Annotated in this window: 14 protein-coding genes and 1 other annotated feature; of the genes, 7 read left to right on the top strand and 7 right to left on the bottom strand. The window is 56.1% G+C overall.

Features of this window, described 5'->3' with window-relative positions; all coding sequences use genetic code 11:
- Positions 1-13 precede the first annotated feature (13 nt).
- Positions 14-1,381: a PepSY-associated TM helix domain-containing protein gene (locus CWM53_RS01010; protein WP_100730350.1), complete on the top strand. Its 1,368-nt coding sequence runs from the start codon at positions 14-16 to the stop codon at positions 1,379-1,381.
- 8 nt (positions 1,382-1,389) lie between these two features.
- Here CWM53_RS01010 and CWM53_RS01005 read toward each other — a convergent pair whose 3' ends face one another.
- Genes CWM53_RS01005 through CWM53_RS00995 form a run of 3 tightly spaced genes read right to left on the bottom strand, consistent with a single transcriptional unit; the run spans position 1,390 to position 3,611 of the window.
- Complete coding sequence (locus CWM53_RS01005) at positions 1,390-1,872, bottom strand: OmpA family protein (RefSeq protein ID WP_100675887.1); 483 nt, start codon at positions 1,870-1,872, stop codon at positions 1,390-1,392.
- Positions 1,873-1,885: 13 nt separating this feature from the next.
- Positions 1,886-3,109 (bottom strand): diguanylate cyclase DgcN, encoded by a 1,224-nt coding sequence (gene dgcN / locus CWM53_RS01000; protein WP_074387821.1) that lies wholly within the window; start codon positions 3,107-3,109, stop codon positions 1,886-1,888.
- Positions 3,102-3,611 (bottom strand): YfiR family protein, encoded by a 510-nt coding sequence (locus CWM53_RS00995; protein WP_012540842.1) that lies wholly within the window; start codon positions 3,609-3,611, stop codon positions 3,102-3,104. The genes dgcN and CWM53_RS00995 overlap by 8 nt, the downstream gene beginning before the upstream one ends.
- Positions 3,612-3,954: 343 nt before the next feature.
- Here CWM53_RS00995 and aroF point away from each other — a divergent pair, with 343 nt between their 5' ends.
- From aroF to CWM53_RS00980, 3 genes are all read left to right on the top strand, one after another.
- A complete protein-coding gene (gene aroF / locus CWM53_RS00990) occupies positions 3,955-5,025 on the top strand; it encodes a 3-deoxy-7-phosphoheptulonate synthase AroF (RefSeq protein ID WP_074387822.1) in 1,071 nt (356 codons plus the stop codon).
- A gap of 9 nt (positions 5,026-5,034) precedes the next feature.
- The gene (gene tyrA, locus CWM53_RS00985; protein WP_061153626.1) at positions 5,035-6,156 is read left to right on the top strand and encodes a bifunctional chorismate mutase/prephenate dehydrogenase; all 1,122 of its coding nucleotides are present in this window, start codon (positions 5,035-5,037) and stop codon (positions 6,154-6,156) included.
- 62 nt (positions 6,157-6,218) lie between these two features.
- Complete coding sequence (locus CWM53_RS00980; RefSeq protein ID WP_061153627.1) at positions 6,219-7,091, top strand: SMP-30/gluconolactonase/LRE family protein; 873 nt, start codon at positions 6,219-6,221, stop codon at positions 7,089-7,091.
- Here CWM53_RS00980 and pheA read toward each other — a convergent pair.
- The 4 genes from pheA to bamD form a co-directional block, all read right to left on the bottom strand.
- Positions 7,088-8,248, bottom strand: coding sequence for a bifunctional chorismate mutase/prephenate dehydratase (gene pheA / locus CWM53_RS00975; protein WP_061153628.1), 1,161 nt, complete (start codon positions 8,246-8,248; stop codon positions 7,088-7,090). The two genes, CWM53_RS00980 and pheA, sit on opposite strands and share 4 nt — an antisense overlap.
- Positions 8,249-8,272: 24 nt before the next feature.
- Positions 8,273-8,397 (bottom strand) — a sequence feature (Phe leader region).
- Positions 8,349-8,396, bottom strand: coding sequence for a pheA operon leader peptide PheL (gene pheL, locus CWM53_RS00970; protein WP_100632159.1), 48 nt, complete (start codon positions 8,394-8,396; stop codon positions 8,349-8,351). It overlaps the preceding feature by 48 nt.
- A gap of 105 nt (positions 8,398-8,502) precedes the next feature.
- Positions 8,503-8,838, bottom strand: coding sequence for a ribosome-associated translation inhibitor RaiA (gene raiA / locus CWM53_RS00965; protein ID WP_061153629.1), 336 nt, complete (start codon positions 8,836-8,838; stop codon positions 8,503-8,505).
- A gap of 271 nt (positions 8,839-9,109) precedes the next feature.
- Positions 9,110-9,847, bottom strand: coding sequence for an outer membrane protein assembly factor BamD (gene bamD, locus CWM53_RS00955; RefSeq protein ID WP_061153630.1), 738 nt, complete (start codon positions 9,845-9,847; stop codon positions 9,110-9,112).
- Between the two features lie 131 nt (positions 9,848-9,978).
- On the opposite strand from bamD, the gene rluD reads away from it, so the two are divergent.
- The 3 genes from rluD (at position 9,979) to clpB (ending at position 14,390) form a co-directional block, all read left to right on the top strand.
- On the top strand, positions 9,979-10,959 hold the full coding sequence (gene rluD, locus CWM53_RS00950; RefSeq protein WP_100730349.1) for a 23S rRNA pseudouridine(1911/1915/1917) synthase RluD: 981 nt from the start codon (positions 9,979-9,981) through the stop codon (positions 10,957-10,959).
- Entirely contained in the window at positions 10,956-11,687 is a 732-nt protein-coding gene (gene yfiH, locus CWM53_RS00945) for a purine nucleoside phosphorylase YfiH (protein ID WP_100730348.1), read from the top strand. The genes rluD and yfiH overlap by 4 nt, the downstream gene beginning before the upstream one ends.
- Positions 11,688-11,816: 129 nt before the next feature.
- Entirely contained in the window at positions 11,817-14,390 is a 2,574-nt protein-coding gene (clpB, locus tag CWM53_RS00940; protein ID WP_061153632.1) for an ATP-dependent chaperone ClpB, read from the top strand.
- Positions 14,391-14,839: the final 449 nt, after the last annotated feature.

Below are 14,839 nucleotides of genomic sequence, written 5' to 3'. Positions count from 1 at the left end.
AAAAAGGAAAAGTATGACAACCTGCACCTCGCGCGCGGCATGGTTAAACCTGCTGCGTCGCCTCCATTTCTACATCGGACTGTTTATCGGACCGTTTATCTTTGTCGCTGCCCTGACCGGCACGCTGTACGTGGCGACGCCGCAGCTGGAAAACTGGCTCTATCACGACGCGCTGCATGGCCTTGCCGACGGGACCCCGCAGCCGCTCAGCGCCCAGATTGCGGTGGCGGAAGAAGCGACCCAGGGTAATCTGCGGCTGCTGGCGGTGCGGCCGGCCCCCGCGATGGGGGAGACCACCCGGATTATGTTTGTTGACCCGAGCCTGGGCGAGTCAGAATCCCGGGCCATCTTTGTCGATCCGATCTCGCTACGGGTGAAGGGCGATATGACGGTCTATGGTACCAGCGGCATCCTGCCGCTGCGCCAGTGGATTGATTATGCGCATCGTTCGCTGCTGCTGGGCGACAGCGGGCGACTCTACAGCGAACTGGCTGCCTCATGGATGTGGGTCGCCGCGCTGGGGGGAATTGCCCTGTGGGCGATGACGTGTCCAAAACGGCGGATCAATAACGCCCTGCAGAATCATCGTCGGTTGCACGTGACACTGGGCTGGGGCTTACTGCTGGGCATGCTGCTCTTCTCCGCCACCGGCCTGACCTGGTCGCAATGGGCCGGCGGTAATGTGGATAAAATGCGGGCGGCTTTCGGCTGGTGGACGCCGCAGGTGAATACCCTGCTGCACGGTGAGGCGCCGATGGCGCACGATCCCCACGCCGGGCATCATATGGACGGGATGGCCATGCAACATCAGTCAGCGCTGCAGCCAGCGCAGTTTGACCAGGCACTGGCGGTGGCCCGTCAGGCGGGGCTGAACGCCAGCCGGCTGGAGATCCGTCCGCCGGTTTCGGAGGAACGTGCCTGGACGGTGAATGAGATAGACCGCCGCTGGCCGACGCAGGTGGACGCGGTGGCGATCGATGGCGCCACGATGCAGGTGGTGGATCGCACCCGGTTCGCCGACTTCCCGCTGATGGCGAAGCTCACCCGTTGGGGCGTCGATTTCCACATGGGGATCCTCTTTGGTCTGGCGAATCAGCTGCTGCTGGTGGGGTTCGGCTGCGCGCTGTGCGTCACTATCGGGGTGGGGTATCGGCTGTGGTGGATCCGCCGTCCGCCTCAGGCGGTCTGGGATCCGGCGCATTCGCTGCTGCAGGCGTGGTTATCACTCGTCTGGCCTGCCCGTGGGCTGGTGCTGGGGATAGCATTAGTCCTGGGGCTGGCCATGCCGTTGATGGGGGCAAGTCTGGTGCTGTTCATTGCCGTTGACTACCTGCGCTGGCGCGCGGCAACGGCAATGAGGATGGCGAAGTCGAGCGATTAAGCGAAGGCTTACGGCGTGCTGATGACCACCGTGACCCGGCGGTTTTCAGCGCGCCCGGCCGCCGTGTCGTTGCTGGCAATCGGGTATTTCTTGCCAAGGCCGCGGGTGACTAAATGACTGCGCGGGACATGGGCGCCTTCCGCCCAGGCATCGGCCACGCTATTGGCGCGCTTAAGCGACAGGGCTTCGTTATAGCTATCCTCACCGTAATTATCGGTGTGGCCTTCAAGGCGGCTATGGGTGATCCCGGTCGCCGCCAGCCGCGAGGCCATCGTGGTGATCTGCTGGCGGCTGTCGGGACGTAGTCGGTAGTCATTCTTGTCAAACAGGATGCTATCGGATAAGCCCAGGGACCAATCGCCATTGTTTTCAGTGAAGCCGTAAGATTTCATCGCCGCCACCTGCTCGGGGGTAAATTTTCCCTGAGGAGCCTGGCAACCTGTCAAAAGCGCCGCCGCCATCAGGGCGGGAGCGAAATATTTCCTGAGCATAATGAGTCCTTTATTATTTCAGCGTCTGCTGGATACGTTGGTTTTTCATCCGATACATATTCTGATCGGCAAGTTCTTGCAGTGATTCCGCGGTGGCGTGCTCCCACGCCAGGGCATAACCGACGCTCAACGAGAGCGTGGCGCTATGGCCATTGTGCAGGTTGAATGGCGGAAGAAATTGTTCGGACAGCGCCTGACACAGGGCCTGCACTTCGGCTTCCGAGCGCACCTCGCGCAGCAGAACGGCAAACTCATCGCCGCCAAGGCGCCACGCCAGATGGCGTTTACCGGCGAAGGCCATCAGGCGGCTGGCGACCTCCGTCAGCACTTTATCGCCCGCCGCGTGTCCCCAGTTGTCATTGATCAGCTTGAAGTTATCACCGTCAAGAAACAGTAACGCCGAGGTCTGATGGCCCACCTCGTTCTTCATCAGTTCGGCGAGCGCGTTGCGAAAGGCAGCGCGGTTAGCCAGGCCGGTCAGCGGGTCGTGTAGCGAGCTACGTAACAGCTGGGCGTTTTTGGCCTGCAGCTGCCGCTGCCAGTCCTCCATCTCCCCTAGCAGACTGTTAAAGTCCTGAGCGAAAAGATGGAACTCCTCAATACGCTCCTCGGGCACCCGACGCGAGAAATGGCGATTTTCGCGAATATCGTGCACAACTTCGGTGATGCTCTGCAGCGCGGCAACGATCCCCCGGTGCAGAGAGTGAGTCAGCAGCAGGGCGATAAACGAGGCGAGCAGAATGCTGCCGGTCAGTACCAGAATCGAGATCCCAAGAAAGTGGCTGATCAGCTTATCGAGTGCAGTCAGCTGCAGCTCGCCGATCTGTTTGCCCTGGTGCCAGATGGGCTGCACCGTGGGCTCCGGAAACAGCCATTTACTGACAAGCCCGCTCACTTGCTCTTTGTTGGCCAGTGGTTCGTGGCGCCACGCGGCGAAGTGCTGCTTCTGGCCATTGAGTACAATGGCCTGGGAAATCTGCCCTTGCTTCCCCAGTGAAGCGAGGGTGTCTTCTGCCGCCGCACTGTCGCCAAATACCAGGGCGGCTTCAAGGCTGCGACCCATGGTCGCGGCAGTGAGCTCTAGATTTTTCTGCGCGTACTGCTTGAGCGTGAAGATTGAGGCTGTGCTTAGCAGCAGCCAGACCAGCGTCATGGAGATCACCACGCTTATCACGCTAATTCGACGAAGCGCGCGTTTAAATGTCGGGCGCGCGGTCTGTGAAAAGTCCTTATTCATGTGGTTTTTTCCGGGCAAGCATCAGGACGTCCGGGTTAACCCGGACCCCGCTGTGCGTCAGAACGTCCAGATTAACGGAGAAGCGGACCCTGTCGTCGTTGATGATCAGGCAAAACGCGCTACCAATGGAGCAATCCGTATTTTGTTCTGCGATGAGTAAAAGCGGCTTCGGGCCATAGCGGCGAGTTAATTCCGACTGTTGGGTCGGTGATTCGCTGCCAAAATAAAAACCATCGCAGGTCGTTTTTAACGCTTCTTCACTATTACGTACTATCACCGGTTGATAGGGCAAGGCATCCGGATCTTCATGAGCCAGGCTATGGGTGAAGCGTGATGAGGCAAAAATGCACAGCTTCGGCGCCCCTGTTAATGCCGGCCAACGGGTGTAGGTCACGATCCCGGAAACAATAGCGCGAACATGTTCTGAAGGTCCGGCAGCAAAAACAGGAGATACCGCGATGAGAAAAAATACAGTCAATAAAAGACGGTGTAATACTGTCATTAACGCTTCCGTCAAATTCGCCATAGCGCGGGAAATACCGCTGCCGATGCCCGGCGCAGAATACCACTGTTAACAAAACCCGTCATTACATGCGCCCTTTGCTTTGGGACAAATCTCACCAGGATTTTTCGTAATAGCCATAGCGATAGTGCGCAAGTTTGGTGTGATTTAGGGTGATGTAAACATTGTTGTACGTTTATTGCCAGGTTAAGCGCCAATTAATTTATTGGTGTAAAGTAAAATTTACGGAATATGGATTGAATTCTTTACTTCGTGTGGTATCGTTACGTCATGCCCGCTGAGGCAACCTTATATCGCAAACGAGCTACACAGGATCGCAATCATGCAAAAAGACGCGCTGAATAACGTACATATTACCGACGAACATGTGTTAATGACCCCGGAGCAACTGAAGGCGGAATTCCCGCTGAGCGTTGAACAGGAAGCGCAGATTGCGCATGCCCGTGAGACCATCTCCGATATCATCGCTGGCCGCGATCCGCGCCTGCTGGTGGTTTGCGGTCCTTGCTCGATTCACGATCCGGAAGCTGCGATTGAATATGCTCGTCGGTTTAAAGCCCTTGCCGCAGAGGTCAGCGATAGCCTCTACCTGGTGATGCGCGTCTACTTTGAAAAACCCCGTACCACCGTGGGCTGGAAGGGGCTGATTAACGATCCGCACATGGATGGTTCGTTTGATGTTGAAGGCGGCCTGAAGATTGCGCGTCGTCTGCTGGTCGAGCTCGTGAACATGGGACTGCCGCTGGCGACGGAAGCGCTGGATCCGAACAGTCCGCAGTACCTTGGCGATCTGTTCAGCTGGTCAGCCATCGGCGCACGTACCACGGAATCACAAACGCACCGCGAAATGGCCTCCGGCCTGTCGATGCCGGTCGGCTTTAAAAACGGTACCGACGGTAGCCTGGCGACGGCCATCAACGCGATGCGTGCCGCGGCAATGCCGCACCGTTTCGTCGGCATCAACCAGGCCGGGCAGGTCTGCCTGTTGCAAACGCAGGGTAATCCGAATGGCCATGTGATCCTGCGCGGCGGCAAGGCGCCGAACTACGGTCCGGAAGATGTGGCGAAATGCGAAAAAGAGATGGCGCAGGCGGGACTGAAACCGTCGCTGATGGTAGATTGCAGTCATGGGAACTCCAATAAAGATTTCCGCCGCCAGCCAGCCGTGGCTGAATCCGTTGTCGCGCAGATCAAAGATGGCAATCGCTCCATTATCGGCCTGATGATCGAGAGTAATATCCACGAAGGCAATCAGTCCTCTGAACAGCCGCGTGAGGCGATGAAATACGGCGTCTCGGTGACTGATGCCTGCATCAGCTGGGAAAGCACCGATGCGCTGCTGCGTGAACTGGATAAGGATCTCCGCGGCCATCTGGCGGCCCGTTTGGTGTAAGAGGAAAGTATGGTTGCTGAACTGACCGCGTTACGCGATCAAATTGATGAAGTAGATAAAGCGTTGCTTAGCCTGCTGGCTAAGCGTCTGGAACTGGTGGCCGAAGTCGGCGAGGTGAAGAGCCAGTATGGCCTACCGATTTACGTCCCGGAGCGCGAGGCGGCGATGCTCGCCTCCCGGCGTGAAGAGGCGGCTGCGCTCGGCGTACCGCCGGATCTGATCGAGGATGTTCTGCGTCGCGTGATGCGGGAATCCTATTCCAGCGAAAACGACAAAGGCTTCAAAACCCTGCACCCGAATCTGCGGCCGGTGGTCATCGTCGGCGGCGGCGGGCAGATGGGTCGTCTGTTTGAGAAGATGTTAACGCTGTCCGGCTACCAGGTGCGTATTCTGGAAAAAGAGGATTGGGCGCGGGCGGCGGATATCGTCGCCGATGCCGGCATGGTCATCGTCAGCGTACCGATTCACACCACCGTGGAGACGATCGGCAGGCTGCCGCCGCTGCCAGCGGATTGCATTCTGATCGACCTTGCCTCGGTGAAAGCGGAGCCGCTGCAGGCGATGCTGGCCGCGCATCAGGGCCCGGTTCTCGGCCTGCACCCGATGTTCGGTCCGGACAGCGGCAGCCTGGCGAAGCAGGTGGTGGTCTATTGTGATGGCCGCCAGCCGGAAGCGTATCAGTGGTTCCTCGAGCAGATTCAGGTGTGGGGCGCGCGGCTGCACCGCATCAGCGCCGTTGAGCACGATCAGAACATGGCGTTTATTCAGGCGCTGCGCCACTTTGCCACCTTTGCTTATGGTCTGCACCTGGCGGAAGAGAACGTGCGTCTTGAGCAGTTGCTGGCGCTTTCGTCACCTATTTACCGGCTGGAGCTGGCGATGGTGGGGCGCCTGTTTGCCCAGGATCCGCAATTGTACGCCGACATTATTATGTCATCGGAAAATAACCTGGCGCTGATTAAGCGCTATTACCAGCGTTTCGGCGAAGCGATTGGCCTGCTGGAGCAGGGCGATAAGCAGGCATTTATCGACAGCTTCCGTAAAGTTGAACACTGGTTTGGCGATTACGCTCAGCGTTTCCAGAGCGAGAGCCGCACGCTGCTGCGTCAGGCTAACGATAATCGGCAGTAAAGCGAAAAAGGTGTATACAATAAAGCCAGCGACCGCTGGCTTTTTTTATAGGGATGACAACGATGGCTGAACCACAACCGCTGTTTGACTACACCGGATACCTGCCGGAATGCCCGACCTGGAGCGAGGCTGAACAGGCCCTCTACTGGGCCGATATCATGGAGTGTGAAATCCACCGCTACGATACCCGCAGCGGCGAACACCAGGTGCTGCAGTTTCCGGAGGAGGTCGGCTGTTTCTCCCTGCGTGAGAAGGGCGGGTTTATCGTTGCATTACGCAGTGGCATCTGGCTGACCGACGCCCACGGCCTGCTGCGGCGGAAAGTCTGTGATAATCCGAGCAATCCGGAGCTGGCGAGGTTTAACGATGGTGGAACCGATCGCGAGGGGCGTTTTTATGCCGGCACCTTCTGGGGACCGGGGGATTACAACGGTGCGCTACTGATGCGGGTCGATAATGACCTGAAGCCGAAAGTGATCCAGTGTGATATCCATGGCGCCAACGGCCTCGCGTTTAGCGCCGACCAGCGCTGGATGTATACCTCGGATACGCCGAACGCCGTGATCTACCGTACGCCGCTGGATGAACAGGGTGAGCCTGGCCGACGCGAGGTGTTTCGCCGTTTCCAGCCGGGTGAAGGCATCCCTGACGGGGCGGCGATCGATGTGGAGGGCTGTTACTGGAGCGCGATGTTTGACGGCTGGCGGATTGCCCGTTTCTCGCCGCAGGGCGAGGAGCTGGAGACTTACCCGATGCCGGTTCGTTGTCCGACAATGGTCTGCTTCGGTGGGGCGGATATGAAAACGCTCTATATCACCACAACCCGGGAAAATATGGAGGACGATGAGCTGGCTCAGTATCCGCTGTCAGGCGCCATCTTCACCCTGCCGGTTGCGGTGGCAGGGATGAAGAAATTACCGTTCCGCGAACGTTAAACCGGATCCACCGGCACCACGTTTTCGCTGGGGTAGCAACCGAGGACCTTCATGGAGCGAGTGATTTCCGCCAGCTCCTTCAGTGCCTTGCGCATGGGCAATGACTCCAGATTGGCCTGAATATCAAGGTAAAACATCTCTTCCCAGGGATTGCCGTGGATCGGACGGGATTCCAGTTTGGTCATGATCAGATTGTGGTTGCGCAGTACCAGCAGGGCTTCCACCAGGGCGCCCGCCTGCTGACCGGTCGCCATTAACAGCGTGGTCTTGGCCGGAACCTGATCGGAGACGTTCACCGCTTTGCGCGCCAGGACGAGGAAGCGCGTGATGTTCTGCGTCTGGTTGGCCTGGCAATGCTCCAGCACCTGCAGGCTATACAGGGCGCCACCCGCTTCGCTGCCGAGTGCCGCAACGGCCGGGGAGTTAGCCTGCGCCACTTTTTCCATTGCCGCCGAGGTGCTCTCGGTATATTCGATTTTCCAGTGCGGGTAGCGGCTCAGATACTGGCTGCACTGCTGGAACGGCTGAGGATGGCTGTAGACGGTCTGAATTTTATCGGCATCCGTCGAGGTGCTGACCAGCACGCAATGATCGATAGGGATCGTCAGCTCGCCAACGATCGACAGGCTGGTGTGCTGCAGCAGATCGTAGACGTCGTTGATCCCGCCAGAACTGGTGTTTTCAATCGGCACCACCGCGTAATCGGCCTGGCCGGTCTCTACCTGATTAAAAATATCGGCGAACTTCGCGCAGCCGCTCTCAATAAACTGCTCAAAGTGGCGAGCAGCATACTGACGCGCCGCCAGGTGCGAATAAGAGCCTTTAGGGCCGAGGAACGCCACGCGGGCCGAATGCGGATTAATTTTATTCAGATGCTGCTGCAGCAGGGTTTGTTGGGTCAGGACAGAGTCTTCGATGATCAGCTGGAACAGGCGGGTGATGTAGTGTGCATCCAGATTATGACGCTTGCCGATGGTCATCAGACGCTCCAGCAGATCGCGTTCGCGGTCAATATCACGCACTGGACGGTGGGAAGCCAGTTTGGCTTTACCAACCTCAACAGCCAGCCCGCGGCGCTCCGCCAGCAGAGCAAGCAGTTTCTCGTCCAGTGCGCTTATCTTATCGCGCAGCGCCAGTAATGGGTTTTCCTCGGTCATAGATGTTGCCTTTGTCGTTATCAAATAAAAAAGGCCTCCCGGGTGGGAGGCCTTATTGTTCGTCTTCGCATTCTTTCTTATACGACGAATTGCCTCCCGATCAGGGGAAGGTAAAAAAGAATGCGAAGAAGAACGGGACACGTTTCATGATGAATTCCTTTAGGTAGTGGGGATTACAGTACCTGTACTGTTTTCACTCTGTCAATAAAAAACGCGCCCGAAGGCGCGTGGCATGACACAACTTAAGTTAAGGATTACTCTTCTTCTTCCACAAAGCCTGCCTCTTTCACCGACGTCGCGGCGCGGCGGGCTTCCCCTTTGTGTTGCACTTTATTCAGCTGCCGTTCCAGCTTGTTGATCAATTCGTTAATGGCGACGTACATATCTTCATGGCGCGCACTGGCAACCAGATGACCGTTGGGCGTATTGATGGTTGCATCAGCGATAAAACCCTGCGGCTCCTTAGACAGAATGATGTGCGGGTTAATTAAATGAGTTTGCCACTTATCCAGTTTGGCGAGACGGTCTGCGACATGCTGGCGGATTGCCGGAGTAATTTCCATTTGTTTACTGGTAATGTTCATTGTCATAAATTTTACCTCTTGTCTTTCCCGTCTTGGTGAATCCAGCATACCTTTCCCAATGTCAAAATGTGTGATCTAAATCACATTTTATTGTCACTTTTTGTCAACGAATTCATTTTGTGAGACAGGGCAGGAAGAAGTGAGATTTTACTTGTCGAACCCGACAAAGCAGGCCATATTTGATGAGTTAACCCGGCGCTAAACCGCTTCAGCTAGCCGGGATAAAGTATAAAAAAACGGCAGCCGCTGGCTGCCGTTTTGCTTTCGGATGTTACCCTCAGGTGTTCTTGTCGTTGGCGGCGATGATTTTGGCGACTTTGTCTGCCTGGGCGTTCATCTGCATCTGACGATAGGCGTTTTCCATCTTCGGCAGGGCATCGCGGGTGGCCTGGGTATCCGGATAGTTACGCATCATACCCTCCACGCGGTTCACGACGGCAACCCAGGCGCCACGGTCGGTGTAGTAATCCACGACCGACAGCTCATATTTGGCCAGGCGATCTTTCAGGAACACCATGCGTTTATAGGCGTCAGTGGCATACTGGCTGTTCGGGTAACCACGAACCAGTTTGGAGAAGTCATTGAAGGCATCGCGCGCGTGCTGCGGATCGCGGTCAGAGCGGTCAACGCCAAAGAAACCCTGCAGGGCGCTGTCATCCAGGGCCATGTTGGTCAGGCCGCGCATATAGATGACGTAATCGATATTCGGGTGGGTGGGGTTCAAACGCATGAAGCGATCGATGGCCGCCTGAGCCAGCGGCAGATCGGCGTTTTTGTAATACGCATAAATCAGATCCAGTTGTACCTGTTGGGAATAAGGGCCGAATGGATAACGGTTATCCAACGCTTCCAGTTGCGTTATCGCCTGTTTCCAGTTACCGTCCTGCAGCTTTTGCTGGGCAGTCGCGTAGATTTCATTCGGCGGATTATCAGGCACCTCTTCCTTAGAGCCGGAGCAACCCACCAAAGCCAGGCTCAGTGTGGCGGCTGCCACCAGGTATTTCATGCGCGTCATGACGTTTTGACTTCCTCAAAATGTTTATGCGGGAGAATCTCTGTTCCTGCTCCCGATTAAGACCAGCTACAATAGCACACTATATTAAACGGCAAAGCCGTAAAACCCAACGTTAAACGAAGAAGCTGTATATGGCACAACGAGTACAACTCACCGCAACGGTGACCGAAAATCAACTCGGTCAACGCTTAGATCAGGCTTTGGCCGAATTGTTCCCTGATTATTCGCGATCGCGGATAAAAGAATGGATCCTTGACCAACGCGTATTAGTCAATGGCACCATTAGCGATAAGCCGAAAGAAAAAGTGCTGGGGGGAGAGCACATCGCTATCGATGTCGAAATCGAAGAAGAAGCGCGCTTCCAGCCGCAGGATATTCCGCTCAATATCGTTTACGAAGATGATGACATCCTCGTGATTAACAAACCGCGCGATCTGGTTGTGCATCCTGGCGCGGGCAACCCTGACGGTACTGTGCTGAATGCGCTGCTGCACTACTATCCGCCGATTGCCGATGTGCCGCGCGCGGGGATCGTGCACCGTCTGGATAAGGACACCACCGGTCTGATGGTGGTGGCGAAAACCATTCCGGCACAAACCCGGCTGGTGGAGTCGCTGCAGCTGCGCGAGATCACCCGCGAGTATGAAGCGGTGGCCATCGGCCATATGACTTCCGGTGGCACAGTGGAAGAGCCGATCAGTCGTCACCCGACAAAACGTACCCATATGGCGGTACATCCGATGGGCAAACCGGCGGTGACCCACTATCGGATTATGGAACATTTCCGCATCCATACCCGCCTGCGTCTGCGCCTGGAAACCGGTCGTACGCACCAGATCCGCGTGCATATGTCGCATATCACCCATCCGCTGGTGGGTGACCAGGTGTATGGCGGCCGGCCGCGTCCGCCTAAGGGCGCGTCGGAGGAGTTCATCACCGCACTGCGTAAATTCGACCGCCAGGCGCTGCACGCCACCATGCTACGTCTGTACCACCCGATCACCGGCATTGAAATGGAGTGGCATGCGCCTATCCCACAGGATATGGTCGAGCTCATCGAGGCGATGCGTGCCGATTTTGAAGCCCATAAGGACGATATTGACTGGTTATGACTAAACTGATTGTACCGCAGTGGCCGATGCCCCGCAGCGTGGCGGCCTGTAGTTCGACCCGCATTGGCGGCGTGAGTCTGCCGCCCTATGACTCGCTCAACCTGGGCGCCCATTGCGGAGACAATCTGCAGCATGTTGAAGAAAACCGGCGGCGGATGTTTGCCGCCGGTGGCTTGCCGTCTTACCCGGTTTGGCTGGAGCAGGTTCATGGCACCGATGTTCTGACGCTGGACGGCGGACCCTATCCGTCGAAACGCGCAGATGCTTCTTATAGTCGTACGCCAGGCACCGTCTGCGCGGTGATGACCGCCGACTGCCTGCCGGTCCTGTTCTGTAACCGCGACGGCACCGAAGTCGCCGCGGCGCATGCGGGATGGCGCGGCTTATGCGAAGGCGTTCTGGAAGAGACGGTTGCCCGTTTCGCCGATAAAGCCGAAAACATGATGGCGTGGCTGGGCCCTGCCATCGGTCCGCAGGCGTTTGAGGTGGGGCCGGAAGTCCGGGATGCCTTTATGGCGAAGGACGAGAACGCGCACCGGGCTTTTCGTCCGGCAGGCGAGAAATATTTTGCTGATATCTATCAACTGGCTCGGCAGCGTCTGACAAACGTCGGCGTTGAGCAGATTTTCGGCGGCGATCGCTGCACGCTAAGCGAAAAGGATGATTTTTTCTCTTACCGGCGCGACAAGACCACTGGTCGTATGGCAAGTTTCATTTGGCTGATATAACCTAGAGAATCAAGACGATCCAGAAGGCAAACTTATTTTTCGCATAGTTCAGGTCTTTAACCTTGAATAATTGAGGGATGACCTCATTTAATCTCCAGTAGCAAATTTGACCTGTTTATGGGAGGAGTTATGCGTCTGGATCGTCTTACCAATAAATTCCAGCTTGCTCTTGCCGATGCCCAGTCACTCGCACTCGGGCACGACAACCAATTCATCGAACCTCTTCATTTAATGAGCGCCTTGCTGAATCAGGAAGGGGGATCGGTACGTCCTTTATTAACCTCGGCGGGCGTGAATGCCGGGAAACTACGCACTGACATCGAACAGGCCTTGAGCCGTTTACCGCAGGTGGAAGGCACCGGCGGCGATGTACAACCTTCTCAGGATTTAGTGCGGATCCTGAACCTTTGCGACAAGCTGGCGCAAAAGAAAAAGGACAACTTTATTTCGTCGGAACTGTTCGTTCTGGCGGCGCTTGAATCGCGCGGTACGCTGACCGACCTTTTAAAATCTGCCGGAGCAACAACCGCCAACGTGACTCAGGCGATTGAACAAATGCGCGGAGGTGAAAGCGTGAACGATCAGGGTGCCGAAGACCAACGTCAGGCATTGAAGAAATTTACCGTCGATCTGACCGAGCGAGCCGAGCAGGGCAAGCTGGATCCGGTGATCGGCCGTGATGAAGAGATTCGCCGTACCATTCAGGTACTGCAGCGTCGTACCAAAAACAACCCGGTACTGATTGGTGAACCCGGGGTGGGTAAAACGGCAATCGTCGAAGGGCTGGCGCAGCGCATCGTTAACGGCGAAGTACCTGAAGGGCTGAAAGGCCGTCGGGTGCTGGCGCTGGATATGGGGGCGCTGGTGGCCGGGGCGAAATACCGCGGTGAGTTTGAAGAGCGTCTGAAAGGCGTGCTGACTGACCTGTCAAAACAGGAAGGCAACGTCATTCTGTTTATCGACGAACTGCATACCATGGTAGGTGCCGGTAAAGCCGACGGCGCGATGGACGCGGGCAACATGCTGAAGCCAGCGCTGGCGCGTGGTGAACTGCACTGCGTCGGGGCGACCACGCTTGATGAATACCGTCAGTACATCGAAAAAGACGCCGCGCTGGAACGTCGTTTCCAGAAGGTGTTCGTCGCCGAGCCGACGGTAGAAGATACCATTGCTATTCTGCGTGGCCTGAAAGAACGTTACGAGCTGCACCACCACGTGCAGATCACTGACCCGGCGATTGTCGCGGCGGCAACCTTGTCGCATCGCTATATTGCCGACCGTCAGCTGCCGGATAAAGCCATCGACCTTATCGATGAGGCGGCGTCCAGCATTCGTATGCAGATCGATTCCAAGCCGGAGGAGCTGGACCGTCTCGATCGCCGTATTATCCAGCTGAAACTGGAACAGCAGGCGCTGAAGAAAGAGTCTGATGAAGCGAGCCTGAAGCGTCTTGATATGCTCAATGAGGAGCTGGCGGATAAAGAGCGTCAGTACTCGGTACTGGAAGAAGAGTGGAAAGCGGAAAAAGCATCCCTCTCCGGTACCCAGACTATTAAAGCCGAGCTTGAACAGGCGAAAATCGCTATTGAACAGGCGCGCCGCGTCGGCGACCTGGCGCGGATGTCCGAGCTGCAGTACGGCAAAATTCCGGAACTGGAAAAACAGCTGGCGGCTGCCACTCAGTCCGAAGGTAAAACCATGCGCCTGTTACGTAACAAAGTAACGGATGCGGAGATTGCCGAAGTGCTGGCACGCTGGACCGGCATTCCTGTGGCGCGAATGATGGAAAGCGAGCGTGAAAAACTGCTGCGTATGGAGCAGGATCTGCATCATCGGGTGATTGGCCAGGATGAGGCGGTTGAAGCGGTATCTAACGCTATTCGCCGCAGCCGTGCCGGGCTGTCCGATCCGAACCGACCGATTGGTTCGTTCCTGTTCCTCGGTCCAACCGGGGTCGGTAAAACCGAACTTTGCAAAACGCTGGCTAATTTTATGTTCGACAGCGACGACGCGATGGTGCGTATCGATATGTCCGAGTTTATGGAGAAACACTCCGTCTCGCGTCTGGTCGGTGCGCCTCCGGGATACGTCGGTTATGAAGAGGGCGGCTACCTGACCGAAGCGGTGCGTCGTCGTCCTTATTCCGTCATCCTGCTGGATGAAGTGGAAAAAGCGCACCCGGATGTGTTCAACATTCTGCTGCAGGTACTCGACGACGGGCGTCTGACCGACGGGCAGGGGAGAACGGTCGACTTCCGTAATACGGTGGTCATCATGACCTCGAACCTCGGTTCCGATCTGATTCAGGAACGTTTTGGCGAGCTGGACTACGGTCATATGAAGGATCTGGTGCTTGGTGTGGTTAGCCAGAGCTTCCGTCCGGAGTTTATCAACCGTATCGACGAAGTGGTGGTCTTCCATCCGCTGGGTGAAAAACATATTGCTTCTATTGCCCAGATCCAGCTGCAGCGTCTGTATAAACGTCTGGAAGAGCGTGGGTATGAAGTGCGGATGTCCGATGAGGCGTTGAAGTTGCTCAGTGCCAATGGCTACGATCCGGTGTACGGCGCTCGTCCATTGAAACGTGCTATTCAGCAGCAAATTGAAAACCCGTTAGCCCAGCAGATCCTTTCCGGTGAGCTGGTTCCGGGAAAAACCGTCGAACTGGTGGTGAAAGACGACCGTATCGTGGCAGTGCAGTAAGTCACAAAACGACAAAAACGGGCCCAACGGGCTCGTTTTTGTTTAAAAACCAGGCAAGAATTAAAGCTCAACAATCATTTTGATTGAAAAGTGAGCGGTTGGATTCTTTTTTTGAATTTATCCTTGTCACTTCAGAATTACTCCCTATAATGCGCCTCCACTGACACGGAACAACGGCAAGCAAGCCGCCGGGTCAGCAGGGTTTTGGCGGTGAAGTTCAACGCTGAAAACCGACAGAGAAAAGCAAAATAAGCGCTTGACTCTGAATGAGGAAAACGTATTATACGGGACCTCGCAACGGTGAGCTGAAAGCCGCGTTGCAACTGCTCTTTAACAATTTATCAGACAATCTGTGTGGGCACTCAAAGTGACATGGATTCTTAACGTCCTCGGACGAAAAATGAATACCAAGTCTCTGAGTGAACATACGTAATTCATTACGAAGTTTA

Source organism: Klebsiella sp. A-Nf5, assembly GCF_002810545.1.
Taxonomy (GTDB): Bacteria; Pseudomonadota; Gammaproteobacteria; order Enterobacterales; family Enterobacteriaceae; genus Klebsiella; species Klebsiella variicola.
This window is presented reverse-complemented; position numbering and strand designations above follow the sequence as displayed.